Here is a 24,978-nt window from a genome sequence, read left to right on the forward strand (position 1 = left end):
CTGACACTTTATCGGTGACAGGGGCTTTTTTGTATCGGTAGCAATCAGGCGTGGGATTGCAGGTAGTTCTCAAGACCGATCAACTTGATCAGACCCATCTGCTTTTCAAGCCAATAGGTGTGATCTTCTTCGGTGTCATGCAATTGAACCCGCAGCATCTCGCGGCTGACATAGTCCTTGTGCTGCTCGCAGAGCTGGATACCCTTGCAGAGTGCGGCGCGGACTTTGTATTCCAGGCGCAGGTCGGCGGCGAGCATGTCTGGCACCGTGGTCCCGACATCGAGATCGTCCGGACGCATGCGCGGCGTGCCTTCCAGCATCAGGATACGGCGCATCAGGGCATCGGCGTGTCCTGCTTCCTCTTCCATCTCGTGATTGATTCGTTCGTAGAGCTTGGTGAATCCCCAGTCCTCATACATCCGCGAGTGAACGAAATATTGATCACGCGCGGCCAGTTCGCCGGTCAGCAACGTGTTGAGGTAATCGATTACGTCTGGGTGGCCTTGCATCGCCCTACATCTCCCTGCTTGAAAGTCTGTAGTTTGAACCAAGGCGACTGTTTGGTCACTTCGTTTGCGAGATAAAAGCGAAGATATTCTGAGAAAAGTAGTTCAAATAACGCAAAAACCGCCCAAATGAGGGCGGTTCTGCTTCTCGTTTAGACTTCGTTAAGCTGTACGTTGAGTGCCTTTGCGATTGCTTCTCCATACGCCGGGTCGGCCTTGAAGAAATGCTGCAACTGGCGATCAACCACATCACTTGAAACACCGCCCATCGCTCCGGCAATGTTGTTGACCAACAGTGTTTTCTGCTCGTCACTCATCAAGCGAAACAGTGCACCGGCGTGGCTGTAGTAGTCGGTGTCTTCACGATGATCGTAACGATCAGCGGCACCGCTCAATGCCAAAGCTGGCTCAGCATAGGGAGGCGCCTGTTTTGGCGAATCGACGTAGCTGTTCGGTTCATAGTTAGGTGCCGCCCCACCATTGCTGCCGAACGCCATCGAACCATCGCGCTGGTAGCTATTGACCGGACTGCGCGGCGCGTTCACCGGTAGTTGTTGATGGTTGGTGCCAATGCGGTAGCGGTGAGCGTCGGCGTAAGCGAATACACGGCCCTGAAGCATGCGATCGGGCGAGAGGCCAACACCCGGGACCATGTTGCTCGGACCGAATGCCGCTTGCTCGACTTCAGCGAAGTAGTTTTGTGGATTGCGGTTGAGTTCCAGCTCGCCTACTTCAATCAGCGGAAACTCTTTTTGCGACCAGGTTTTGGTCACGTCGAACGGGTTCTCGTAGTGCGCTGCGGCCTGAGCTTGCGTCATGATCTGGATGCACACACGCCATTTCGGGAAGTCACCACGCTCAATCGCCCCGAACAAGTCGCGCTGAGCGTAATCCGGATCGGTACCGGCCAAACGTGCCGCTTCCGCAGGCGCCAGGTTCTTGATCCCTTGCAGCGTCTTGTAGTGCCACTTCACCCAGTGCCGCTCGCCATTGGCATTGATCAGGCTGTAGGTGTGGCTGCCAAAGCCGTGCATGTGACGATAGCCGTCAGGAATGCCGCGGTCGGAGAACAGAATGGTGACCTGGTGCAGCGCTTCGGGCGAGTGCGACCAAAAGTCCCACATCATCTGCGCACTTTTCAGATTGCTTTGCGGCAGACGTTTTTGGGTGTGGATAAAATCAGGGAATTTCAGCGGATCACGGATGAAGAACACCGGAGTGTTGTTGCCGACGATGTCCCAGTTACCTTCTTCGGTATAGAACTTCAGGGCGAAGCCACGTGGATCGCGCTCGGTGTCAGCCGAACCGCGTTCGCCACCGACCGTGGAAAACCGCAGGAACGTCGGGGTTTGCTTGCCGACAGATTCAAACAGTTTTGCGCTGGTGTATCCGGTGATGTCGCGAGTAACGGTAAACGTACCGTAAGCACCCGAGCCTTTGGCGTGTACACGACGCTCAGGGATGTTCTCACGGTTGAAGTGGGCTAGCTTCTCGATCAGGTGGAAGTCGTCGAGCAGCAGCGGGCCACGAGGGCCGGCGGAACGGGAATTCTGGTTGTCGGCGACAGGAGCGCCACTGGCGGTGGTCAGCGTTTTATTTTGACTCATGCGATCTCTTCCTCTGTCAGTCTTTAGCTGCCGTCTATCGGCTGAGAGGGAGTATTGATCACGAACGTTACACTGACTAATTCATTAACCCGCGACCATCAATAGAAAATTACTAATACACCTCCCTTTCGGAGGGTGACGATATTAATGATGTGCATGCATGAACAATCAGACATAGGTTTATTTCAGGCACAAAAAACCGGGCACTAGGCCCGGTTCTTCGTTTCAGACTGACGTCTTACTCAGCGGATACAGCTTCACCGCCGGTAGCACGATCAACCAACTCGACGTACGCCATAGGCGCGTTGTCGCCAGTGCGGAAACCGCACTTGAGGATGCGCAGGTAGCCACCCTCACGGGTAGCGTAACGCTTGCCCAGGTCGTTGAAGAGCTTACCAACGATAGCTTTCGAACGAGTACGGTCGAAAGCCAGACGGCGGTTAGCCAGGCTGTCTGTCTTGGCCAAAGTGATCAGCGGCTCAGCAACGCGACGCAGTTCTTTAGCTTTCGGCAGTGTAGTTTTGATCAGCTCGTGCTCGAACAGCGACACTGCCATGTTTTGAAACATGGCCTTGCGGTGCGAGCTAGTGCGGCTCAGGTGACGACCACTTTTACGATGACGCATGGTTCATTCCTTACCAAACACGACGTTCGGTGATTACGACGATCAGGCAGTCGCCTTGTCGTCCTTCTTAAGACTTGCAGGCGGCCAGTTGTCGAGGCGCATGCCGAGGGACAGACCGCGGGAGGCCAGAACGTCCTTGATTTCAGTCAAGGATTTCTTGCCAAGGTTCGGAGTCTTCAACAGCTCTACTTCGGTACGCTGAATCAGGTCACCGATGTAGTAGATGTTTTCCGCCTTAAGGCAGTTAGCCGAACGTACAGTCAGTTCCAGATCGTCAACCGGGCGAAGCAGGATCGGATCGATCTCGTCTTCCTGCTCGACAACCACTGGCTCACTGTCACCTTTGAGGTCGACGAACGCAGCCAACTGCTGTTGCAGAATGGTTGCAGCGCGGCGGATAGCCTCTTCAGGATCCAGGGTACCGTTGGTTTCCAGATCAATAACCAGCTTGTCCAGGTTAGTACGCTGCTCGACACGGGCGTTTTCCACCACGTATGCGATACGGCGAACCGGGCTGAACGAAGAGTCAAGCTGCAAGCGACCGATGCTGCGGCTTTCGTCTTCATCGCTCTGACGCGAGTCTGCCGGTTCATAACCACGACCACGAGCTACGGTGAGCTTCATGTTCAGGGCGCCGTTAGACGCCAGGTTAGCGATTACGTGATCGGGGTTAACGATCTCGACATCATGATCCAGCTGAATATCGGCAGCGGTAACCACCCCCGAACCCTTCTTCGACAAGGTCAGCGTAACTTCGTCACGACCGTGCAGCTTGATAGCCAGACCTTTAAGGTTCAACAGGATTTCAATTACGTCTTCCTGTACGCCTTCGATGGCGCTGTACTCATGGAGCACACCGTCAATCTCGGCCTCGACTACTGCACAGCCGGGCATTGAGGACAACAGGATGCGGCGCAGCGCGTTGCCCAGGGTGTGGCCGAAACCACGCTCGAGAGGCTCGAGAGTGATCTTGGCGCGGGTTGGACTGACAACCTGCACATCAATATGGCGGGGTGTCAGGAACTCATTTACCGAAATCTGCATGGATGCACCTATTTTCTAGCCCTTACTTGGAGTAGAGCTCGACAATCAGGCTTTCGTTGATGTCGGCGGACAGATCACTGCGAGCAGGAACGTTCTTGAAAACGCCCGACTTCTTCTCAGTGTCTACTTCTACCCATTCTACGCGGCCACGTTGGGCACACAGATCGAGAGCTTGGACAATGCGAAGTTGGTTCTTTGCTTTCTCGCGAATCGCGACCACGTCACCAGCACGAACCTGGTAGGACGGTACGTTTACGGTCTGACCGTTAACGCTGACGGATTTGTGCGATACCAGCTGACGGGATTCGGCACGAGTAGAGCCAAAACCCATACGGTATACAACGTTGTCCAGACGGCATTCGAGCAGTTGCAGCAGGTTCTCACCGGTTGCACCTTTCTTGCCAGCAGCTTCTTTGTAGTAGCCGCTGAATTGACGCTCGAGAACGCCGTAGATACGACGGACCTTCTGCTTTTCACGCAGTTGGGTGCCGTAATCGGACTGGCGACCGCGGCGTTGGCCGTGGATACCAGGTGCTGCTTCAATGTTGCACTTCGATTCGATCGCGCGCACGCCGCTCTTCAGAAAGAGATCGGTGCCTTCGCGACGAGCGAGTTTGCATTTTGGACCAATGTAACGAGCCATTCTTTACAATCTCCTGGATTACACGCGGCGCTTCTTCGGCGGACGGCACCCGTTGTGCGGGATTGGCGTCACGTCGGTGATGCTGGCGATCTTGTAGCCACAGCCGTTCAAAGCGCGGACTGCAGATTCACGACCTGGGCCTGGACCTTTGACGTTAACGTCGAGGTTTTTCAGACCGTATTCCAGCGCAGCTTGACCAGCACGTTCAGCAGCTACTTGAGCAGCAAACGGGGTGGACTTGCGGGAACCGCGGAAACCCGAACCACCGGAGGTAGCCCAGGAAAGAGCGTTGCCTTGACGGTCGGTGATGGTCACGATTGTGTTGTTAAAAGAAGCATGGATGTGGGCAATGCCATCAACCACTGTCTTTTTAACTTTTTTACGAGGACGAGCAGCAGGTTTAGCCATGATTAATTTCCTGTCGATTCGCTGGGGCGATTACTTGCGGATCGGCTTACGCGGACCTTTACGGGTACGCGCGTTAGTCTTGGTACGCTGACCGCGCACTGGAAGACCACGACGATGACGCAGACCGCGATAGCAACCGAGGTCCATCAAACGCTTGATTTTCATGTTGATTTCGCGACGCAGGTCACCTTCAGTGGTGAACTTCGCCACTTCGCCACGCAGCTGTTCAATCTGCTCGTCGCTCAGATCCTTGATCTTTGCGGCTGGGTTTACCCCAGTCACTGCACAGATCTTCTGCGCAGTAGTGCGACCAACACCATAGATGTAGGTCAGCGAGATAACAGTATGCTTGTTATCTGGAATGTTAACGCCTGCAATACGGGCCATTCAGTGGGACTCCAATTGACAGCTACCTACGCCCCGGAAGCCAAGAAATAGGGCGCGAGATAATATCGCTGTAATAACAAATAATCAACCCGGTAGCGCACTAGCTACCGGGCTTGAAGCACAATCACACTCAGCCTTGGCGCTGTTTGTGACGCGGTTCCGCGCTGCAAATTACTCGAACAACACCTTCGCGGCGAATAATCTTGCAGTTACGGCACAGCTTTTTCACCGATGCACGAACTTTCATCACCAACTCCTCGAACCTTATGGGTACTCAGCGCAACATGCCGCTGCCGTAACCCTTCAGGTTGGCTTTCTTCATCAGGGATTCGTACTGGTGCGAAACGAGGTGCGATTGTACTTGGGACATGAAGTCCATCACAACCACGACGACGATCAGCAACGAGGTCCCGCCAAGGTAGAACGGAACGTTTGCTGCAACCACCAGGAACTGGGGCAACAGACACACGGCCGTCATATATAGAGCACCGAACAGGGTCAAACGGGTCAGAACGCCATCAATGTAGCGCGCCGACTGCTCGCCTGGACGGATACCCGGAATAAAGGCACCGGACTTCTTCAGGTTTTCCGCTACGTCTTTCGGATTGAACATCAACGCCGTATAGAAGAAGCAGAAGAAAATAATCCCTGCACTAAACAGCAGAATATTCAACGGCTGACCAGGAGCGATCGACTGCGAGATGTCCTGCAGCCAGCCCATACCTTCAGACTGACCGAACCAGGTACCCAACGAAGCCGGGAACAGCAAAATGCTGCTCGCGAAAATGGCCGGAATAACACCGGCCATGTTCACCTTCAACGGCAAGTGGCTGGTCTGCGCAGCAAAGACCTTACGGCCCTGCTGACGCTTGGCGTAATGAACAGCAATACGACGCTGACCACGCTCAATGAACACCACGAAACCGATAATCGCTACTGCCAGCAAACCGATGGCAACCAGGGCAAAAATGTTGATATCACCCTGACGCGCAGACTCGAAAGACTGCCCGATCGCTCTCGGAAGACCGGCTACGATACCTGCGAAAATCAACATCGAGATACCGTTGCCAACACCACGCTCAGTAATCTGCTCACCCAGCCACATCATGAACATCGCACCAGCCACAAACGTGGATACCGCGACGAAATGGAAGCCAAAGTCACCAGTGAACGCAACGCCCTGCCCTGCCAGACCAATGGACATGCCAATTGCCTGAACAAGAGCGAGAACGACAGTGCCGTAGCGGGTGTACTGAGCAATCTTGCGACGCCCAGCTTCACCTTCCTTCTTCAACTGTTCCAGCTGCGGGCTGACGGCTGTCATCAGTTGCATGATGATCGACGCCGAAATGTACGGCATGATCCCCAACGCAAAGATGCTCATCCGTTCCAGCGCGCCGCCGGAAAACATGTTGAACAAGCTAAGAATGGTCCCCTCATTCTGTCGAAACAGGTCCGCGAGTCGGTCCGGGTTGATACCTGGAACCGGGATGTGTGCGCCTATTCGGTAGACGATAATCGCCAGGAACAGAAAACGCAGACGAGCCCAGAGTTCAGACATACCGCCTTTGCCGAGCGCAGAGAGAGCACCTTGCTTAGCCATTTATTCCTCGAACTTGCCGCCAGCTGCTTCGATAGCCGCACGCGCACCTTTGGTGGCGCCGATTCCCTTTCCGATGGTCACAGCGCGAGTAACTTTGCCGGACAGCATGATTTTCACACGCTGTACGTTGACGTTGATCACGTTGGCATCTTTCAGGGACTGCACGGTGACGATGTCGCCTTCCACTTTAGCCAGTTCGGACAGACGCACTTCTGCGCGATCCATGGCTTTCAGGGAAACGAAACCGAACTTCGGCAGGCGACGATGCAGCGGCTGTTGACCGCCTTCAAAGCCTGGAGCAATGGTGCCACCGGAGCGGGAGGACTGACCTTTGTGGCCACGGCCACCGGTCTTGCCCAAACCACTACCGATACCACGGCCCGGACGATGCTTTTCGCGACGGGAACCCGGCGCTGGACTCAGATCATTGAGTTTCATCGATTAACCCTCGACACGCAGCATGTAGTAAGCCTTGTTGATCATCCCGCGATTCTCGGGAGTATCAAGTACTTCTACAGTGTGACCGATGCGACGCAGACCCAGACCCTTAACGCACAGTTTGTGGTTAGGGATGCGGCCGGTCATGCTTTTGATCAGCGTAACTTTAACGGTAGCCATGATCAGAAGATCTCCTTGACGCTTTTGCCACGCTTGGCGGCAATGGATTCAGGAGACTGCATAGCTTTCAAACCTTTGAAAGTGGCGTGAACCACGTTTACCGGGTTAGTCGAGCCGTAGCACTTGGCCAGAACGTTCTGAACGCCAGCAACTTCGAGGACAGCACGCATAGCGCCGCCAGCGATGATACCGGTACCTTCAGAAGCAGGCTGCATGTACACCTTCGAAGCGCCGTGACCGGACTTCATTGCGTACTGCAGAGTGGTGCCGTTCAGATCAACTTGGATCATGTTGCGACGAGCAGCTTCCATTGCCTTCTGGATCGCAGCAGGCACTTCACGTGACTTGCCACGGCCGAAGCCAACACGCCCTTTACCATCACCAACCACGGTCAACGCGGTGAAAGTGAAGATACGGCCGCCTTTAACGGTTTTGGCTACGCGGTTAACTTGAACCAGCTTCTCAATGTAGCCTTCGTCGCGCTTTTGGTCGTTATTTGACATAACTTAGAACTCCAGCCCAGCTTCACGAGCAGCATCAGCCAGCGCCTTGACGCGGCCGTGGTACTTGAAGCCAGAGCGGTCGAAAGCCACCTGCGAGACGCCAGCGGCTTTAGCACGCGTAGCGACCAGCTGGCCAACCTTAGTGGCCGCGTCGATGTTGCCAGTGGCGCCATCACGCAGTTCTTTATCCAAAGTCGAGGCAGATGCCAGGACTTTGTTGCCGTCGGCCGAAATGACCTGGGCGTAGATGTGCTGCGACGAGCGGAACACGCAGAGACGCACGACTTCGAGTTCGTGCATTTTCAGGCGTGCTTTGCGAGCGCGACGCAGTCGAGTAACTTTTTTGTCGGTCATTTGCTATGCCCTACTTCTTCTTGGCTTCTTTACGACGGACGACTTCGTCCGCGTAGCGCACACCTTTGCCTTTGTACGGCTCTGGTGGACGGAAGTCGCGGATCTCGGCGGCCACTTGACCTACCAGCTGCTTATCGATGCCCTTGATCAGGATATCGGTCTGGCTAGGAGTCTCAGCGGTGATGCCTTCCGGCAGTTCATAATCCACTGGGTGCGAGAAGCCAAGAGCCAGGTTCAGCACTGTGCCTTTTGCTTGCGCTTTGTAACCAACACCGACCAGCTGGAGCTTACGCTCGAAGCCTTGGCTTACGCCTTGGACCATGTTGTTTACCAACGCACGAGTGGTACCAGCCATTGCGCGAGTTTGTTGATCGCCATTGCGAGCAGCGAAACGCAGCTCACCAGCTTCTTCAACGATCTCAACGGACGAATGGATGTTCAGTTCGAGAGTACCCTTGGCACCCTTCACCGAAAGCTGTTGGCCTGCGAATTTTACTTCGACACCGGCTGGCAGCTTAACGGGGTTCTTAGCGACGCGTGACATGCTTATCCCCCCTTAGAACACAGTGCAAAGAACTTCGCCGCCGACACCGGCAGCGCGCGCAGCACGATCCGTCATCACACCTTTGTTGGTGGAGACGATAGACACACCGAGACCGCCACGAACTTTTGGCAGATCATCGACGGACTTGTACTGACGCAGGCCTGGACGGCTAACGCGCTTCACTTCCTCGATGACCGGACGGCCTTCGAAGTACTTCAGCTCGATGGACAGCAGTGGTTTGATTTCGCTGCTGATCTGATAACCCGCAATGTAACCTTCGTCCTTCAGGACTTTGGCAACAGCTACCTTCAAAGTAGAAGATGGCATGCTTACGACGGACTTTTCAGCCATCTGGGCATTACGGATTCGAGTTAGCATGTCCGCTAACGGGTCCTGCATACTCATGGGCTAGACGCTCCTAATACAAAAAAATTAGCCTTGCGGCTACTACTTGTCGCCGAGGACATCCATGCGAAAAAAGCACGGGCTCAGGCGAGCCGGGTATTCTAGACACACCCCACAAATGAATCAAGCCCCAAAAGGGGCTTGATTCAAGTTCAAGGTCACCGGTGGTCAGGATCTTGCGATACCGACCGCCGAGACTTTGACAGTGCTTACCAGCTGGCTTTAACCAGACCAGGTACGTCACCACGCATTGCAGCTTCACGCAGTTTGTTACGGCCGAGGCCGAACTTGCGGTAAACGCCGTGTGGACGACCGGTCAGGCGGCAGCGGTTACGCATGCGCGAGGCGCTTGCGTCACGTGGCTGCTTCTGCAGAGCTACTGTAGCTTCCCAACGCGCTTCTGGACTTGCGTTCAGATCAACGATGATAGCTTTCAGTGCTGCACGCTTTTTGGCGTACTTGGCAACCGTGAGCTGACGTTTCAGCTCGCGGTTTTTCATGCTCATCTTGGCCATTTTCCTACTCCAATCAGTTGCGGAACGGGAATTTGAAAGCACGCAACAGGGCGCGACCTTCATCATCGTTCTTGGCAGTGGTGGTCAGGGTAATGTCCAGACCGCGGAGAGCATCGATCTTGTCGTAGTCGATTTCCGGGAAGATGATCTGCTCTTTAACGCCCATGCTGTAGTTACCACGACCATCGAAGGACTTGGCATTCAGGCCGCGGAAGTCGCGGACCCGAGGCAGGGAGATCGACAGCAGACGATCCAGGAATTCGTACATACGCTCACGGCGCAGGGTCACTTTGACGCCGATCGGCCAACCTTCACGGACTTTAAAGCCAGCGATGGATTTCCGAGCGTAAGTCACAACGACTTTCTGACCGGTGATCTTTTCCAGGTCAGCTACAGCGTGCTCGATGACTTTTTTGTCACCGACCGCTTCGCCCAGACCCATGTTCAGGGTGATCTTTGTAACGCGTGGAACTTCCATCACGTTCGAAAGCTTAAGTTCTTCCTTAAGCTTCGGTGCGATTTCTTTCCAGTAAATCTCTTTTAGTCGTGCCATGGTCTCATCTACCTAGCAGTGTTCAAGCATCAACCGCTTTTTGGGTCGACTTGAAGACACGAATTTTCTTGCCGTCTTCTACTTTGAAACCAACGCGATCAGCCTTGTTGGTTTCGCCGTTGAAAATGGCGACGTTAGAAGCGTCCAGTGGAGCTTCTTTTTCGACGATACCGCCTTGTACGCCCGACATCGGGTTAGGCTTGGTATGACGCTTGACCAGGTTCAGACCACCAATAACCAGACGGTTATTAGCGAGAACCTTAAGCACCTTACCGCGCTTACCTTTGTCTTTGCCGGCGATCACGATGATCTCGTCGTCACGACGAATCTTTTGCATGTCGGATCTCCTTACAGCACTTCTGGGGCGAGCGAGACGATCTTCATGAACTTCTCAGTACGAAGTTCACGGGTCACTGGCCCAAAGATACGGGTGCCGATCGGCTCTTGCTTGTTGTTCAGAAGAACAGCAGCGTTGCCATCAAAGCGGATAATGGAGCCATCAGCACGACGTACGCCGTGACGAGTGCGGACTACAACAGCAGTCATCACTTGGCCTTTTTTCACTTTACCGCGAGGAATTGCTTCCTTCACGGTAACCTTGATGATGTCACCGATACCAGCGTAACGACGATGGGAGCCACCCAGCACCTTGATGCACATAACACGGCGAGCGCCGCTGTTATCGGCCACATCGAGCATGGATTGAGTCTGAATCATATAATTTCTCCGACCCCTAGTCCTTAGACTTCCACAGCGCGTTCGAGAACATCAACCAGCGCCCAAGACTTGGTCTTGGCCAAAGGACGAGTTTCACGAATAGTGACTTTGTCGCCGATGTGGCACTGATTGGTTTCGTCGTGCGCGTGCAGCTTAGTCGAACGCTTAACGTATTTACCGTAGATCGGGTGCTTAACGCGACGCTCGATCAGAACGGTGATGGTTTTGTCCATCTTGTCGCTGACAACACGGCCAGTCAGCGTACGGACAGTTTTTTCGGCTTCAGCCATGATTACTTACCTGCCTGCTGGTTGAGCACAGTCTTCACGCGAGCGATGTCACGCTTAACTTGCGAGAGCAGATGAGACTGCCCCAACTGGCCAGTTGCTTTCTGCATACGCAGATTGAACTGGTCGCGCAGCAAGCCGAGCAGTTGCTCGTTCAGCTGCTGTGCGGATTTTTCACGAAGTTCATTCGCTTTCATCACATCACCGTCCGTTTAACAAAGGCGGTGGCGAGCGGCAGCTTTGCAGCAGCCAGGGCAAAAGCCTCACGCGCCAGCTCTTCAGAAACACCCTCGATTTCATACAGGACTTTGCCTGGCTGAATCTGGGCAACCCAGTACTCCACACTACCCTTACCTTTACCCATCCGAACTTCGAGTGGCTTTTTGGAAATAGGCTTGTCCGGGAATACACGGATCCAGATCTTGCCGCCACGTTTAACGTGACGGGTCAGAGCACGACGCGCTGACTCGATCTGACGAGCGGTGAGACGACCACGAGCTACAGACTTCAGCGCGAACTCGCCGAAGCTGACTTTGCTACCGCGCTGAGCCAGACCACGGTTGTGGCCTGTCATCTGCTTGCGGAACTTCGTACGCTTTGGTTGCAACATTTGGCGTACCCCTTACTTAGCAGCTTTTTTACGAGGCGCTGGTGCTTGTGGTTTCAGTTCTTCTTGGCGACCACCAATTACTTCGCCTTTGAAGATCCAAACCTTTACACCGATCACACCGTAAGTGGTGTGAGCTTCGTAGTTGGCATAGTCGATGTCGGCACGCAGGGTGTGCAGTGGCACACGACCTTCGCGATACCATTCAGTACGTGCGATTTCAGCACCGCCGAGACGACCGCTCACTTGGATTTTGATGCCTTTGGCACCAATGCGCATGGCGTTCTGTACAGCGCGCTTCATAGCGCGACGGAACATTACGCGACGCTCCAGCTGCTGAGCTACGCTCTGCGCAACCAACATACCGTCGAGTTCCGGCTTGCGGATTTCTTCGATATTGATGTGCACAGGCACACCCATTTGTTTGGTCAGGTCCTGACGCAGTTTCTCAACATCTTCACCTTTCTTCCCGATAACGATACCTGGACGAGCGGTGTGGATGGTGATACGTGCAGTTTGAGCCGGACGATGGATATCGATACGGCTTACGGACGCGCTTTTTAGTTTGTCTTGGAGATACTCACGCACCTTCAGATCAGCGAACAAATAGTCCGCATAAGTCCGACCGTCTGCGTACCAGACGGAGGTGTGCTCCTTGACGATTCCCAGGCGAATGCCAATGGGATGTACTTTCTGACCCATCTCTTCGACTCCGTTACTTGTCAGCAACCTTGACAGTGATATGGCAAGACCGCTTGACGATGCGATCAGCACGGCCTTTGGCACGTGGCATGATTCGCTTCAGCGAACGCCCTTCGTTGACGAAAACGGTGCTGACTTTAAGGTCATCAACGTCTGCGCCTTCGTTATGCTCGGCGTTGGCTACGGCCGACTCCAGCACTTTCTTCATGATCTCGGCGGCTTTCTTACTGCTGAAAGCCAACAGGTTGAGCGCTTCGCCCACCTTCTTCCCGCGGATCTGGTCGGCGACCAAGCGGGCTTTCTGGGCGGAGATTCGAGCGCCCGACAACTTAGCGGCTACTTCCATCGTTCCTTACCCCTTAACGCTTGGCTTTCTTGTCTGCCACGTGCCCACGATATGTGCGGGTACCGGCAAACTCGCCCAGTTTGTGGCCGACCATGTCTTCGTTCACGAGAACTGGAACATGTTGACGACCGTTATGAACTGCGATGGTCAGACCGACCATTTGTGGCAGGATCATCGAACGACGCGACCAGGTTTTAACTGGTTTGCGATCGTTCTTTTCCGCCGCCACTTCGATCTTCTTCAGTAGGTGAAGATCAATAAAAGGACCTTTTTTCAGAGAACGTGGCACTGTCGTATCCCTCTATTTACTTGCGACGACGGACGATCATTTTGTCGGTACGCTTATTACCACGAGTCTTCGCGCCCTTAGTCGGGAAGCCCCATGGCGATACCGGATGACGACCACCAGAGGTACGACCTTCACCACCACCATGTGGGTGGTCAACCGGGTTCATGGCAACACCACGAACGGTTGGGCGAACGCCACGCCAGCGTTTGGCACCAGCTTTACCCAGCGAACGCAGGCTGTGCTCGGAGTTCGAGACTTCGCCCAGGGTCGCGCGGCATTCAGCCAGCACTTTACGCATCTCACCAGAACGCAGACGCAGGGTCACATAGACACCTTCACGAGCGATCAGCTGAGCCGAAGCACCAGCGGAACGAGCGATTTGCGCGCCTTTACCTGGCTTCAATTCGATGCCGTGTACGGTGCTACCAACTGGAATGTTACGCAGTTGCAGAGCGTTGCCCGGCTTGATCGGTGCCAAAGCACCTGCGATCAGCTGGTCACCAGCACTCACGCCTTTAGGGGCGATGATGTAGCGACGCTCGCCATCTGCGTACAGCAGCAGAGCGATGTGAGCAGTACGGTTTGGATCGTATTCGATACGCTCAACAGTGGCAGAGATGCCATCTTTGTCGTTGCGACGGAAATCGACCAGACGATAATGCTGCTTATGGCCACCACCGATGTGACGAGTGGTAATGCGACCATTGTTGTTACGACCACCAGTCTTCGATTTTTTCTCGAGCAGCGGTGCGTGAGGAGCGCCTTTATGCAGCTCCTGGTTGACCACCTTGACCACAAAACGGCGGCCAGGGGAAGTCGGTTTGCATTTAACGATTGCCATGATGCACCCCTTCCTTACTCAGCACTGCTGCTGAAATCGAGATCTTGGCCTGGCTGAAGGGAGATAACTGCCTTCTTCCAGTCATTACGCTTGCCCAGACCGCGAGCAGTGCGCTTGCTCTTACCCAGAACATTCAGGGTAGTAACACGCTCTACTTTCACGCTGAACAGGCTTTCGACGGCCTTCTTGATTTCCAGCTTGGTTGCGTCAGTTGCAACCTTGAAAACGAACTGGCCTTTCTTGTCAGCCAGAACCGTAGCCTTCTCGGAAACGTGCGGGCCAAGCAGAACTTTAAATACGCGTTCCTGGTTCATCCCAGCAGCTCCTCGAATTTCTTCACGGCCGACACGGTGATCAACACCTTGTCGTATGCGATCAGACTAACTGGATCGGAACCTTGCACGTCACGTACATCAACGTGTGGCAGGTTGCGAGCAGCCAGGTACAGGTTCTGATCAACTACTTCAGACACGATCAAGACGTCAGTCAGGCCCATGCCGGTCAGTTTGTTCAGCAGATCTTTGGTCTTCGGTGCATCAACAGCGAAGTCCTGAACCACAACCAGACGATCAGTACGCACCAGCTCAGCAAGGATGGAGCGCATTGCTGCGCGATACATCTTCTTGTTCAGCTTCTGGGTGTGATCCTGAGGACGAGCTGCGAAAGTGGTACCGCCGCCACGCCAGATTGGGCTACGGATAGTACCGGCACGAGCACGGCCAGTACCTTTCTGACGCCATGGGCGCTTACCGCCACCACGAACGTCGGAACGGGTCTTTTGCTGCTTGCTACCTTGACGGCCGCCGGCCATGTAGGCCACGACTGCTTGGTGAACCAGCGTCTCGTTGAATTCGCCGCCAAATGTCAGTTCGGAAACTTCGATCGCTTGAGCGTCATTTACATTTAATTGCATGTCAGCTTCCCCTTAACCGCGAGCCTTGGCTGCTGGACGTACAACCAAGTTGCCGCCAGTAGCGCCAGGAACAGCGCCCTTGACCAACAACAGATTGCGTTCAGCGTCCACGCGCACTACTTCGAGGGACTGCACGGTCACGCGCTCAGCGCCCATATGACCGGACATTTTTTTGCCCTTGAATACACGACCAGGAGTCTGGCACTGGCCGATAGAGCCTGGAACGCGGTGGGACACGGAGTTACCGTGGGTATTATCTTGCCCGCGGAAGTTCCAACGCTTGATCGTACCCTGGAAGCCTTTACCTTTGGACTGACCGGTTACATCAACCAGTTGACCAGCAGCGAAGATTTCAGCGTTGATCAGATCGCCGGCCTGGTACTCGCCTTCTTCAAGGCGGAATTCCATTACGGTACGACCAGCGGCAACGTTCGCTTTAGCGAAGTGGCCAGCTTGAGCAGCTGTAACACGCGAAGCACGACGCTCGCCTACAGTGACTTGCACTGCACGATAGCCATCGGTCTCTTCAGTTTTGAACTGGGTGACGCGATTCGGCTCGATCTCAATGACCGTGACCGGAATGGAGACACCTTCTTCGGTGAAAATACGGGTCATACCGCATTTACGACCGACTACACCAATAGTCATGTTGTAAACCTCATGAGTGTACGGGGCTTTCACCCGCTATGGCCGCCCATTTCAGAGCGTTACACGACTAAGACCGAGTCTTAGCCGAGGCTGATCTGCACTTCCACACCGGCCGCAAGATCAAGCTTCATAAGAGCATCAACGGTTTTATCCGTTGGCTGGACGATGTCCAGAACGCGCTTATGAGTACGGATCTCGTACTGGTCACGCGCGTCTTTGTTGACGTGCGGGGAGACCAGAACGGTGAACCGCTCTTTACGGGTAGGCAGTGGAATTGGACCACGCACTTGAGCACCAGTACGTTTCGCGGTTTCCACGATTTCCTGGGTGGATTGGTCGATCAGGCGATGGTCAAAAGCCTTCAACCTGATACGGATTTGCTGATTTTGCATTGGATTTCAGACTCCGGCTGCTATTCCCACCGAGCGCAATACGCCCGTTAAAAGGAGGCGCAATTCTATAGACGCCCCATATAGGTGTCAACCCAATAAAAAAGCCCCCGCTGAGCGGGGGCTTCTTCAATTCATCAAAGCTTACTCAAAAAGAGCTTACTCGATGATTTTGGCTACGACGCCAGCGCCGACGGTACGACCGCCTTCACGGATAGCGAAACGCAGACCGTCTTCCATTGCGATGGTCTTGATCAGGGTGACAACCATTTTGATGTTGTCGCCTGGCATTACCATTTCAACGCCTTCCGGCAGTTCGCAGTTACCAGTCACGTCAGTAGTACGGAAGTAGAACTGTGGACGGTAGCCTTTGAAGAACGGAGTGTGACGACCGCCTTCTTCTTTGCTCAGAACGTAAACTTCAGCTTCGAACTTGGTGTGCGGCTTAACCGAACCTGGCTTAACCAGAACCTGGCCACGCTCAACGTCGTCACGCTTGGTACCACGCAGCAGAACGCCGCAGTTCTCGCCAGCACGACCTTCGTCGAGCAGCTTACGGAACATTTCAACACCGGTGCAGGTGGTGACGGTAGTGTCACGCAGACCAACGATTTCCAGTGGATCCTGAACCTTGACGATACCGCGCTCGATACGGCCAGTTACAACAGTACCGCGACCGGAGATCGAGAATACGTCTTCGATTGGCATCAGGAACGGCTTGTCGATAACACGGACCGGATCCGGGATGTAGCTGTCCAGAGTCTCAACCAGTTTACGAACGGCAGTGGTGCCCATTTCGTTGTCGTCTTGGCCGTTCAGAGCCATCAGAGCCGAACCGATGATGATCGGAGTGTCGTCGCCCGGGAAGTCGTAAGTGCTCAGCAGATCGCGCACTTCCATCTCAACCAGTTCCAGCAGCTCAGCGTCGTCAACCATGTCAGCCTTGTTCAGGAAGACAACGATGTACGGAACGCCAACCTGACGGGACAGCAGGATGTGCTCACGGGTTTGTGGCATCGGACCATCAGCGGCCGAGCAAACCAGGATAGCGCCGTCCATCTGAGCAGCACCGGTGATCATGTTCTTCACGTAGTCAGCGTGACCTGGGCAGTCAACGTGAGCGTAGTGACGGATCAGCGAGTTGTATTCAACGTGCGCGGTGTTGATGGTGATACCACGAGCCTTTTCTTCCGGAGCGCTGTCGATCTTGTCGAAAGCAACAACGGCCGAACCGAAAACTTCGGAGCAGACGCGAGTCAGAGCAGCGGTCAGCGTGGTTTTACCGTGGTCGACGTGACCGATGGTGCCAACGTTGACGTGCGGGAGGGTACGGTCAAATTTTTCTTTAGCCACGACAATTAACTCCTAGCCTAAAGGGGCTGAATCAGCCTTGTTTTTTGGTAACGGTTTCGACGATGTGCGACGGAGCCGTATTGTATTTTTTGAATTCCATAGAGTAGCTTGCGCGACCTTGGGACATGGAACGGACGTCGGTCGCATAACCGAACATCTCGCCCAGCGGAACTTCGGCACGAATTACTTTGCCGGAGACCGTGTCTTCCATACCCAGGATCATGCCGCGACGACGGTTAAGGTCGCCCATCACGTCACCCATATAGTCTTCAGGTGTAACAACCTCTACCGCCATGATCGGCTCGAGCAACTCACCACCGCCCTTCTGGGCCAGTTGCTTGGTCGCCATGGAAGCAGCCACCTTAAACGCCATCTCGTTGGAGTCGACGTCATGGTAGGAACCATCAAACACGGTAGCCTTCAGGCCGATCAGCGGATAGCCGGCAACAACGCCGTTCTTCATCTGCTCTTCGATACCCTTCTGGATAGCCGGGATGTATTCCTTAGGAACCACACCACCCACTACTTCGTTCAGGAATTGCAGACCTTCCTGACCTTCGTCAGCAGGAGCAAAACGAATCCAGCAATGACCGAACTGGCCACGACCGCCGGACTGACGAACGAACTTGCCTTCGATTTCGCAGCTCTTCGTGATGCGCTCACGGTACGAAACTTGAGGCTTACCGATGTTGGCTTCGACGTTGAACTCACGGCGCATCCGGTCAACCAGGATGTCCAAGTGCAACTCGCCCATGCCGGAGATGATCGTTTGACCAGTCTCTTCATCAGTCTTGACGCGGAAAGACGGGTCTTCCTGAGCAAGTTTGCCCAGAGCGATACCCATTTTTTCCTGGTCATCCTTGGTCTTAGGCTCTACGGCAACCGAAATAACCGGCTCCGGGAAGTCCATGCGAACCAGGATGATTGGCTTGTCAGCGTTGCACAAAGTCTCACCAGTGGTGACGTCCTTCATGCCGATCAAGGCCGCGATGTCACCAGCGCGTACTTCCTTGATTTCTTCACGGGCGTTTGCGTGCATTTGCACCATACGACCCACGCGCTCTTTCTTGCCTTTAACCGAGTTGATCACGCCGTCGCCGGAAGCCAACACGCCCGAGTAAACTCGAACAAAGGTCAAGGTACCCACGAATGGGTCGGTGGCAATTTTGAATGCCAGAGCGGAGAACGGTTCGTTGTCGTCTGCATGACGCTCCAGATCGATAGTCTCGTCATCCGGGTCAGTACCCTTGATGGCAGGAATATCAACAGGCGCAGGCAGGTAATCGATAACGGCGTCGAGAACCAGGGGAACACCCTTGTTCTTGAAGGAAGAACCGCAAACAGCCAGAACGATCTCACCAGCGATAGTACGCTGACGCAGAGCGGCCTTGATTTCCGCGTTGGTGAGTTCTTCACCTTCGAGGTACTTGTTCATCAGCTCTTCGCTGGCTTCGGCCGCAGCCTCAACCATGTTACCGCGCCACTCGTCAGCCAATTCCTGCAGTTCAGCAGGGATAGGCTTGCGAACTGGAACCATACCTTTGTCAGCGTCATTCCAGTAAACAGCTTCCATGGACATCAGGTCGATCTGACCCTGGAAGTTGTCTTCGGAACCGATAGCCAACTGGATTGGGACCGGGGTGTGACCCAGACGCTGCTTGATCTGACCGATCACGCGCAGGAAGTTCGCACCAGCACGGTCCATCTTGTTTACGTAAACAAGACGTGGAACACCGTACTTGTTGGCTTGACGCCATACGGTTTCCGACTGAGGCTCAACACCCGAGGTGCCGCAGAACACAACAACCGCGCCGTCGAGAACACGCAGGGAACGCTCAACTTCAATAGTGAAGTCAACGTGGCCCGGGGTGTCGATGACGTTGAAGCGGTATTGGTCCTTGTGCTGCTTCTCGGAACCCTGCCAGAAGGCGGTAATAGCAGCAGAAGTAATGGTAATACCACGCTCCTGCTCCTGCACCATCCAGTCTGTGGTCGCGGCGCCGTCATGCACCTCGCCCATTTTGTGACTTTTGCCAGTGTAAAAAAGGACGCGCTCGGTGGTGGTGGTTTTACCAGCATCCACGTGAGCAACGATACCAATGTTACGGTAGCGATTAATCGGTGTAGTACGAGCCATAAAGCCCTCGCAAAATTAGTGACGCTAAAATTAGAAGCGGTAGTGCGAGAAAGCCTTGTTGGCTTCAGCCATACGGTGCACGTCTTCACGCTTCTTAACTGCAGCACCTTTGCCTTCGGCAGCGTCCAACAGTTCGCCAGCCAAACGCAGAGCCATAGACTTCTCGCCGCGCTTACGGGCGAAGTCTACCAACCAGCGCATTGCCAGAGCGTTACGACGGGACGGACGAACTTCAACCGGAACCTGGTAAGTAGCACCGCCTACACGGCGCGACTTTACTTCGACCAGCGGAGCGATGGCGTCGAGAGCTTTCTCGAAGATTTCCAGGGGGTCGCTGTTCTTGCGTTCTTTAACCTTTTCCAGCGCGCCATAAACGATACGCTCGGCAACGGCTTTCTTGCCGCTTTCCATCACGTGGTTCATGAACTTGGCCAGGATCTGGCTGCCGTATTTTGGATCGTCAAGCACTTCGCGCTTGGCTGCTACGCGTCTTCTTGGCATGGATAAGCCCTCAAACGGTCTTCAGGTTCGCTCGGAATCGGTGCCCTTTCGGGACGCCTCCGACCTTACTCTTATCGACTCAGAAAAATAGAAAATCAGTTTTACAAAAAGCCGCTACTACTTAGGCTTCTTGGTACCGTACTTCGAACGACCCTGGTTACGACCTTTAACGCCGGAAGTATCCAAAGAACCGCGAACGGTGTGGTAACGAACACCTGGCAAGTCTTTTACACGGCCGCCACGGATCAGTACGACGCTGTGCTCTTGCAGGTTGTGGCCTTCACCGCCGATGTACGAGGAAACCTCGAAACCGTTGGTCAGACGCACACGGCATACTTTACGCAGTGCCGAGTTAGGTTTTTTCGGCGTGGTGGTATACACACGGGTGCATACGCCACGACGTTGCGGGCAGTTCTGCAGCGCAGGTACGTCGGATTTCTCGACGATACGCTTACGCGGCTGACGTACCAGCTGGTTGATAGTTGCCATCTACTAGCTCCACTGTTGTCTTGCGACGCTATTGTCTTGCAAGAAAAGCAAAATGGCAGGAACGAATTCCCGCCAAATTTAGGGGTACAAGAGTCTAAAGAGGATCTTGTCCCCAGTCAAGGCAAGGCCCCGACCTTCCCGCTCATCCAACCTCGACAAATTGTCTCGATTCGATGAACGGAACGGCCAGGGCCTTACGCTCATTTATCGCAGAACTCAGTTACCGCTCGAGTTCAGCGCTTCGGTCAGTGCAGCTTCCACTTCACTGGCGCTTACGCGCAACGGTTTGTCAGCATCACGGCGGCGCTTGCGCTCGCTGTGATAAGCCAGACCAGTACCCGCCGGGATCAGACGACCCACGACCACGTTTTCTTTCAGGCCGCGCAGGTAATCGCGCTTGCCGGTTACCGCCGCTTCGGTCAGTACGCGAGTGGTTTCCTGGAAGGAAGCCGCCGAGATGAACGATTCGGTGGACAGCGACGCCTTGGTGATACCCAACAGCACGCGAGTGAACTTGGAAACGAATTTCTCGTCGCCAGCCAGACGCTCGTTCTCTACCAGAACGTGAGTCAATTCCATCTGGTCGCCCTTGATGAAACTGGAATCGCCGGATTCAGCGATTTCAACTTTACGCAGCATCTGACGCAGGATGGTCTCGATGTGCTTGTCGTTGATCTTCACGCCTTGCAGACGGTAAACGTCCTGGATCTCGTTCACGATGTACTTGGCCAGCGCACTCACACCCAGCAGACGCAGGATGTCGTGTGGATCGCTCGGGCCGTCGGAGATAACTTCGCCGCGGTTTACCTGTTCGCCTTCGAAGACGTTCAGGTGACGCCACTTCGGAATCAGCTCTTCGTACGGATCGCTACCGTCGTTCGGGGTGATAACCAGACGGCGCTTGCCTTTGGTCTCCTTACCGAACGCGATGGTGCCGCTGACTTCAGCCAGAATCGAGGCTTCTTTCGGACGGCGGGCTTCGAACAAGTCGGCAACACGCGGCAGACCACCGGTGATGTCACGGGTCTTCGAAGTCTCTTGCGGAATACGAGCGATAACATCACCGATCGCGATTTTCGCACCGTCCGCAACACCGACAAGGGCGTTGGCAGGCAGGAAGTACTGAGCAATTACGTCGGTACCCGGCAGCAAGAGATCCTTGCCGTTGTCATCAACCATCTTCACAGCAGGACGGATATCTTTACCGGCAGCAGGACGGTCTTTGGCGTCGAGTACTTCAATGTTGGTCATACCGGTCAATTCGTCAGTCTGACGCTTGATCGTGATGCCTTCTTCCATGCCCACGTAGGTCACGGTACCTTTCATTTCGGTAACGATTGGGTGAGTGTGCGGATCCCACTTGGCCACGATTGCGCCAGCGTCGACCTTGTCACCTTCTTTAACCGAAATCACAGCACCGTACGGCAGCTTGTAGCGCTCGCGCTCACGACCGAAGTCATCAGCGATTGCCAGCTCACCGGAACGGGACACAGCAACCAGGCAACCATCCACTCGCTCAACGTGCTTCAGGTTGTGCAGACGGACGGTACCGCCATTCTTCACCTGAACGCTGTCGGCTGCGGAGGTCCGGCTTGCCGCACCACCGATGTGGAACGTACGCATGGTCAGCTGGGTACCCGGCTCACCGATGGACTGGGCAGCGATAACGCCGACCGCTTCACCGATGTTCACCTGGTGACCACGAGCCAGGTCACGGCCGTAGCACTTGGCGCAAATGCCGTAGCGGGTTTCGCAGCTGATCGGCGAACGCACGATCACTTCGTCGATGCTGTTCAGCTCGATGAACTCGACCCACTTCTCGTCTACCAGCGTACCGGCAGGAACGATGATTTCTTCGGTACCTGGCTTGAACACGTCACGGGCAATGACACGACCCAATACGCGCTCACCCAGCGGCTCAACAACGTCACCGCCTTCAATGTGCGGAGTCATTACCAGGCCATGTTCGGTGCCGCAATCGATCTCGGTCACAACCAGATCCTGCGCCACGTCTACCAGACGACGAGTCAGGTAACCGGAGTTCGCAGTTTTCAACGCGGTATCCGCCAAACCTTTACGAGCACCGTGAGTAGAGATGAAGTACTGAAGTACGCTCAAACCTTCACGGAAGTTCGCAGTAATCGGCGTTTCGATGATGGAACCGTCCGGCTTGGCCATCAGGCCACGCATACCGGCGAGCTGACGGATCTGCGCAGCAGAACCCCGTGCGCCCGAGTCGGCCATCATGTACATCGAGTTGAAGGACTCTTGGTCGACTTCGACGCCATGACGGTCGATGACTTTCTCTTTCGAGAGGTTGGCCATCATCGCCTTGGAAACTTCGTCGTTCGCCTTGGACCAAAGGTCGATCACTTTGTTGTACTTCTCGCCCTGGGTTACCAGGCCGGAGGCGTACTGACTTTCGATCTCTTTCACTTCGTCGGTAGCAGCACCGATGATGCGGGCTTTTTCATCAGGGATAACGAAGTCGTTAACGCCGATGGAAACGCCGGAAATGGTCGAATAGGCAAAACCGGTGTACATCAACTGGTCAGCGAAGATCACGGTCTCTTTCAAACCAACCACGCGGTAGCACTGGTTGATCAGCTTGGAGATCGCCTTTTTCTTCATCGGCTGGTTGACGACGTCGTACGACAGGCCAGGTGGAACAACCTGGAACAACAACGCACGGCCGACAGTGGTGTCGACGATACGGGTGTTCTTGACGCTGCCACCATCACGATCGTTGACGGTTTCGTTGATCCGCACTTTGACTTTGGCGTGCAGTGCGGCTTCGCCGGCACGGAACACACGGTCAACTTCCTGCAGATCCGCGAACACACGACCTTCGCCCTTGGCGTTGATCGCTTCACGAGTCATGTAGTACAGACCCAATACAACGTCCTGCGACGGAACGATGATTGGCTCACCGTTGGCTGGCGACAGAATGTTGTTGGTCGACATCATCAACGCACGCGCTTCCAACTGGGCTTCCAGTGTCAGCGGTACGTGCACGGCCATTTGGTCGCCGTCGAAGTCGGCGTTGTACGCAGCACAGACCAGAGGGTGCAGCTGGATAGCCTTGCCTTCGATCAGTACCGGTTCAAACGCCTGGATACCCAGACGGTGAAGGGTCGGTGCACGGTTGAGGAGAACCGGGTGTTCGCGAATCACTTCAGCGAGAACGTCCCAAACTTCCGGCAGCTCGCGCTCGACCATCTTCTTGGCAGCTTTGATGGTAGTAGCAAGACCACGCATTTCCAGCTTGCCGAAAATGAACGGCTTGAACAGCTCGAGAGCCATCTTCTTCGGCAGACCGCACTGGTGCAGACGCAGGGTCGGACCTACGGTAATTACCGAACGACCCGAGTAGTCAACACGCTTACCGAGCAAGTTCTGACGGAAACGACCCTGCTTACCCTTGATCATGTCAGCCAGGGATTTCAGAGGACGCTTGTTCGAACCGGTGATAGCGCGGCCACGACGACCGTTGTCGAGCAGTGCATCGACAGCTTCCTGCAACATACGCTTTTCGTTGCGCACGATAATGTCCGGAGCGGACAGATCAAGCAGGCGCTTCAAGCGGTTGTTACGGTTGATCACTCGACGATACAGGTCGTTGAGGTCGGAAGTCGCGAAGCGACCGCCATCCAGCGGGACCAGTGGACGCAGATCTGGCGGCAGAACCGGCAGAACGGTCAGCACCATCCATTCTGGAAGGTTGCCGGAACCCTGGAAGGCTTCCATCAACTTCAGACGCTTGGACAGCTTCTTGATTTTGGTTTCGGAGTTGGTTTGCGGAATTTCTTCACGCAGACGGCCAATCTCGTGTTCCAGGTCGATAGCGTGCAGCAGTTCACGGACAGCTTCAGCACCCATGCGGGCATCGAAATCGTCGCCGAACTCTTCCAGCGCTTCGAAGTACTGCTCGTCGTTCAGCAGCTGACCTTTTTCAAGGGTGGTCATGCCTGGATCGATAACGACATAGCTCTCGAAGTAGAGAACGCGTTCGATATCACGCAGGGTCATGTCCATCAGCAAGCCGATACGGGACGGCAGCGATTTCAGGAACCAGATGTGGGCAACTGGCGAGGCCAGTTCGATGTGCGCCATGCGCTCACGACGAACTTTAGCCAGCGCGACTTCAACGCCGCACTTCTCGCAAATCACACCACGGTGCTTCAAGCGCTTGTACTTACCGCACAGGCACTCGTAATCCTTTACCGGGCCAAAGATTTTGGCGCAGAACAGGCCGTCACGTTCAGGTTTGAACGTACGGTAGTTAATGGTTTCCGGCTTTTTAACTTCACCGAACGACCACGAACGGATCATCTCAGGCGATGCCAATCCAATACGGATGGCGTCGAACTCTTCGACTTGACCCTGGTTTTTCAGCAAATTCAGTAGGTCTTTCAAGGCCTTTCCTCCTGGCGGAGCAGAGAGC

At 54.6% G+C, this 24,978-nt stretch carries 35 protein-coding genes; all 35 read right to left on the reverse strand.

Going from position 1 to position 24,978, the window contains the following annotated elements:
* Window positions 1–44: 44 nt before the first annotated feature.
* A complete protein-coding gene (gene bfr / locus ACRC4F_RS28805) occupies window positions 45–509 on the reverse strand; it encodes a bacterioferritin (RefSeq protein WP_131062041.1) in 465 nt (154 codons plus the stop codon).
* A 149-nt stretch (window positions 510–658) separates the two neighbouring features.
* Entirely contained in the window at window positions 659–2,113 is a 1,455-nt protein-coding gene (locus tag ACRC4F_RS28810) for a catalase (RefSeq protein ID WP_438662387.1), read from the reverse strand.
* Between the two features lie 238 nt (window positions 2,114–2,351).
* Window positions 2,352–2,738 (reverse strand): 50S ribosomal protein L17, encoded by a 387-nt coding sequence (rplQ, locus tag ACRC4F_RS28815; protein WP_007943777.1) that lies wholly within the window; start codon window positions 2,736–2,738, stop codon window positions 2,352–2,354.
* Window positions 2,739–2,780: 42 nt separating this feature from the next.
* A complete protein-coding gene (locus ACRC4F_RS28820) occupies window positions 2,781–3,782 on the reverse strand; it encodes a DNA-directed RNA polymerase subunit alpha (protein WP_003186012.1) in 1,002 nt (333 codons plus the stop codon).
* Between the two features lie 22 nt (window positions 3,783–3,804).
* Entirely contained in the window at window positions 3,805–4,425 is a 621-nt protein-coding gene (rpsD, locus tag ACRC4F_RS28825; RefSeq protein WP_003210056.1) for a 30S ribosomal protein S4, read from the reverse strand.
* Between the two features lie 18 nt (window positions 4,426–4,443).
* The gene (rpsK, locus tag ACRC4F_RS28830) at window positions 4,444–4,833 is read right to left on the reverse strand and encodes a 30S ribosomal protein S11 (protein WP_002555466.1); all 390 of its coding nucleotides are present in this window, start codon (window positions 4,831–4,833) and stop codon (window positions 4,444–4,446) included.
* Between the two features lie 30 nt (window positions 4,834–4,863).
* Window positions 4,864–5,220: a 30S ribosomal protein S13 gene (gene rpsM / locus ACRC4F_RS28835; RefSeq protein WP_003186020.1), complete on the reverse strand. Its 357-nt coding sequence runs from the start codon at window positions 5,218–5,220 to the stop codon at window positions 4,864–4,866.
* A gap of 130 nt (window positions 5,221–5,350) precedes the next feature.
* Window positions 5,351–5,467: a 50S ribosomal protein L36 gene (rpmJ, locus tag ACRC4F_RS28840; RefSeq protein WP_002555468.1), complete on the reverse strand. Its 117-nt coding sequence runs from the start codon at window positions 5,465–5,467 to the stop codon at window positions 5,351–5,353.
* Window positions 5,468–5,494: 27 nt separating this feature from the next.
* Window positions 5,495–6,823: a preprotein translocase subunit SecY gene (gene secY / locus ACRC4F_RS28845; protein WP_007896784.1), complete on the reverse strand. Its 1,329-nt coding sequence runs from the start codon at window positions 6,821–6,823 to the stop codon at window positions 5,495–5,497.
* The gene (gene rplO, locus ACRC4F_RS28850) at window positions 6,824–7,261 is read right to left on the reverse strand and encodes a 50S ribosomal protein L15 (RefSeq protein WP_438662388.1); all 438 of its coding nucleotides are present in this window, start codon (window positions 7,259–7,261) and stop codon (window positions 6,824–6,826) included.
* Between the two features lie 3 nt (window positions 7,262–7,264).
* Entirely contained in the window at window positions 7,265–7,441 is a 177-nt protein-coding gene (rpmD, locus tag ACRC4F_RS28855) for a 50S ribosomal protein L30 (RefSeq protein ID WP_003186033.1), read from the reverse strand.
* 2 nt (window positions 7,442–7,443) lie between these two features.
* A complete protein-coding gene (rpsE, locus tag ACRC4F_RS28860; protein ID WP_007943782.1) occupies window positions 7,444–7,944 on the reverse strand; it encodes a 30S ribosomal protein S5 in 501 nt (166 codons plus the stop codon).
* Window positions 7,945–7,947: 3 nt separating this feature from the next.
* On the reverse strand, window positions 7,948–8,298 hold the full coding sequence (gene rplR / locus ACRC4F_RS28865) for a 50S ribosomal protein L18 (protein WP_003186037.1): 351 nt from the start codon (window positions 8,296–8,298) through the stop codon (window positions 7,948–7,950).
* 10 nt (window positions 8,299–8,308) lie between these two features.
* Entirely contained in the window at window positions 8,309–8,842 is a 534-nt protein-coding gene (gene rplF / locus ACRC4F_RS28870) for a 50S ribosomal protein L6 (RefSeq protein WP_003176412.1), read from the reverse strand.
* 12 nt (window positions 8,843–8,854) lie between these two features.
* Window positions 8,855–9,247, reverse strand: coding sequence for a 30S ribosomal protein S8 (gene rpsH / locus ACRC4F_RS28875; protein ID WP_003186040.1), 393 nt, complete (start codon window positions 9,245–9,247; stop codon window positions 8,855–8,857).
* A gap of 209 nt (window positions 9,248–9,456) precedes the next feature.
* On the reverse strand, window positions 9,457–9,762 hold the full coding sequence (gene rpsN, locus ACRC4F_RS28880; RefSeq protein ID WP_003176414.1) for a 30S ribosomal protein S14: 306 nt from the start codon (window positions 9,760–9,762) through the stop codon (window positions 9,457–9,459).
* A gap of 13 nt (window positions 9,763–9,775) precedes the next feature.
* Window positions 9,776–10,315: a 50S ribosomal protein L5 gene (gene rplE / locus ACRC4F_RS28885; RefSeq protein ID WP_003176415.1), complete on the reverse strand. Its 540-nt coding sequence runs from the start codon at window positions 10,313–10,315 to the stop codon at window positions 9,776–9,778.
* Window positions 10,316–10,337: 22 nt separating this feature from the next.
* Window positions 10,338–10,652, reverse strand: coding sequence for a 50S ribosomal protein L24 (rplX, locus tag ACRC4F_RS28890; RefSeq protein ID WP_003176416.1), 315 nt, complete (start codon window positions 10,650–10,652; stop codon window positions 10,338–10,340).
* A gap of 11 nt (window positions 10,653–10,663) precedes the next feature.
* The gene (gene rplN / locus ACRC4F_RS28895) at window positions 10,664–11,032 is read right to left on the reverse strand and encodes a 50S ribosomal protein L14 (RefSeq protein ID WP_002555479.1); all 369 of its coding nucleotides are present in this window, start codon (window positions 11,030–11,032) and stop codon (window positions 10,664–10,666) included.
* A gap of 23 nt (window positions 11,033–11,055) precedes the next feature.
* Window positions 11,056–11,322: a 30S ribosomal protein S17 gene (gene rpsQ, locus ACRC4F_RS28900; protein ID WP_003176419.1), complete on the reverse strand. Its 267-nt coding sequence runs from the start codon at window positions 11,320–11,322 to the stop codon at window positions 11,056–11,058.
* Window positions 11,323–11,324: 2 nt separating this feature from the next.
* Entirely contained in the window at window positions 11,325–11,516 is a 192-nt protein-coding gene (rpmC, locus tag ACRC4F_RS28905) for a 50S ribosomal protein L29 (protein WP_002555481.1), read from the reverse strand.
* A complete protein-coding gene (gene rplP / locus ACRC4F_RS28910; RefSeq protein WP_007896757.1) occupies window positions 11,516–11,929 on the reverse strand; it encodes a 50S ribosomal protein L16 in 414 nt (137 codons plus the stop codon). The genes rpmC and rplP overlap by 1 nt, the downstream gene beginning before the upstream one ends.
* A gap of 12 nt (window positions 11,930–11,941) precedes the next feature.
* Entirely contained in the window at window positions 11,942–12,628 is a 687-nt protein-coding gene (gene rpsC / locus ACRC4F_RS28915; protein ID WP_003176422.1) for a 30S ribosomal protein S3, read from the reverse strand.
* Window positions 12,629–12,641: 13 nt separating this feature from the next.
* Entirely contained in the window at window positions 12,642–12,974 is a 333-nt protein-coding gene (rplV, locus tag ACRC4F_RS28920; protein WP_003103908.1) for a 50S ribosomal protein L22, read from the reverse strand.
* A gap of 13 nt (window positions 12,975–12,987) precedes the next feature.
* Complete coding sequence (gene rpsS, locus ACRC4F_RS28925) at window positions 12,988–13,263, reverse strand: 30S ribosomal protein S19 (protein WP_002555486.1); 276 nt, start codon at window positions 13,261–13,263, stop codon at window positions 12,988–12,990.
* A gap of 16 nt (window positions 13,264–13,279) precedes the next feature.
* A complete protein-coding gene (gene rplB, locus ACRC4F_RS28930; protein ID WP_003176423.1) occupies window positions 13,280–14,104 on the reverse strand; it encodes a 50S ribosomal protein L2 in 825 nt (274 codons plus the stop codon).
* 14 nt (window positions 14,105–14,118) lie between these two features.
* Window positions 14,119–14,418 (reverse strand): 50S ribosomal protein L23, encoded by a 300-nt coding sequence (rplW, locus tag ACRC4F_RS28935; protein ID WP_002555488.1) that lies wholly within the window; start codon window positions 14,416–14,418, stop codon window positions 14,119–14,121.
* On the reverse strand, window positions 14,415–15,017 hold the full coding sequence (gene rplD / locus ACRC4F_RS28940) for a 50S ribosomal protein L4 (RefSeq protein ID WP_007896707.1): 603 nt from the start codon (window positions 15,015–15,017) through the stop codon (window positions 14,415–14,417). The genes rplW and rplD overlap by 4 nt, the downstream gene beginning before the upstream one ends.
* Window positions 15,018–15,029: 12 nt before the next feature.
* Window positions 15,030–15,665, reverse strand: coding sequence for a 50S ribosomal protein L3 (gene rplC, locus ACRC4F_RS28945; RefSeq protein WP_003186059.1), 636 nt, complete (start codon window positions 15,663–15,665; stop codon window positions 15,030–15,032).
* 80 nt (window positions 15,666–15,745) lie between these two features.
* On the reverse strand, window positions 15,746–16,057 hold the full coding sequence (gene rpsJ / locus ACRC4F_RS28950) for a 30S ribosomal protein S10 (protein WP_003186070.1): 312 nt from the start codon (window positions 16,055–16,057) through the stop codon (window positions 15,746–15,748).
* 156 nt (window positions 16,058–16,213) lie between these two features.
* A complete protein-coding gene (gene tuf / locus ACRC4F_RS28955; RefSeq protein WP_007896660.1) occupies window positions 16,214–17,407 on the reverse strand; it encodes an elongation factor Tu in 1,194 nt (397 codons plus the stop codon).
* 31 nt (window positions 17,408–17,438) lie between these two features.
* On the reverse strand, window positions 17,439–19,544 hold the full coding sequence (fusA, locus tag ACRC4F_RS28960) for an elongation factor G (RefSeq protein ID WP_438662389.1): 2,106 nt from the start codon (window positions 19,542–19,544) through the stop codon (window positions 17,439–17,441).
* A 30-nt stretch (window positions 19,545–19,574) separates the two neighbouring features.
* Window positions 19,575–20,045: a 30S ribosomal protein S7 gene (gene rpsG / locus ACRC4F_RS28965; RefSeq protein WP_002555493.1), complete on the reverse strand. Its 471-nt coding sequence runs from the start codon at window positions 20,043–20,045 to the stop codon at window positions 19,575–19,577.
* Between the two features lie 117 nt (window positions 20,046–20,162).
* Window positions 20,163–20,534, reverse strand: coding sequence for a 30S ribosomal protein S12 (gene rpsL / locus ACRC4F_RS28970; RefSeq protein WP_002555494.1), 372 nt, complete (start codon window positions 20,532–20,534; stop codon window positions 20,163–20,165).
* A 216-nt stretch (window positions 20,535–20,750) separates the two neighbouring features.
* Window positions 20,751–24,950, reverse strand: coding sequence for a DNA-directed RNA polymerase subunit beta' (gene rpoC / locus ACRC4F_RS28975; RefSeq protein ID WP_007896632.1), 4,200 nt, complete (start codon window positions 24,948–24,950; stop codon window positions 20,751–20,753).
* Between the last annotated feature and the right edge of the window lie 28 nt (window positions 24,951–24,978).

Source organism: Pseudomonas sp. (assembly GCF_051660785.1).
In the GTDB taxonomy this organism is placed as follows: domain Bacteria; phylum Pseudomonadota; class Gammaproteobacteria; order Pseudomonadales; family Pseudomonadaceae; genus Aquipseudomonas.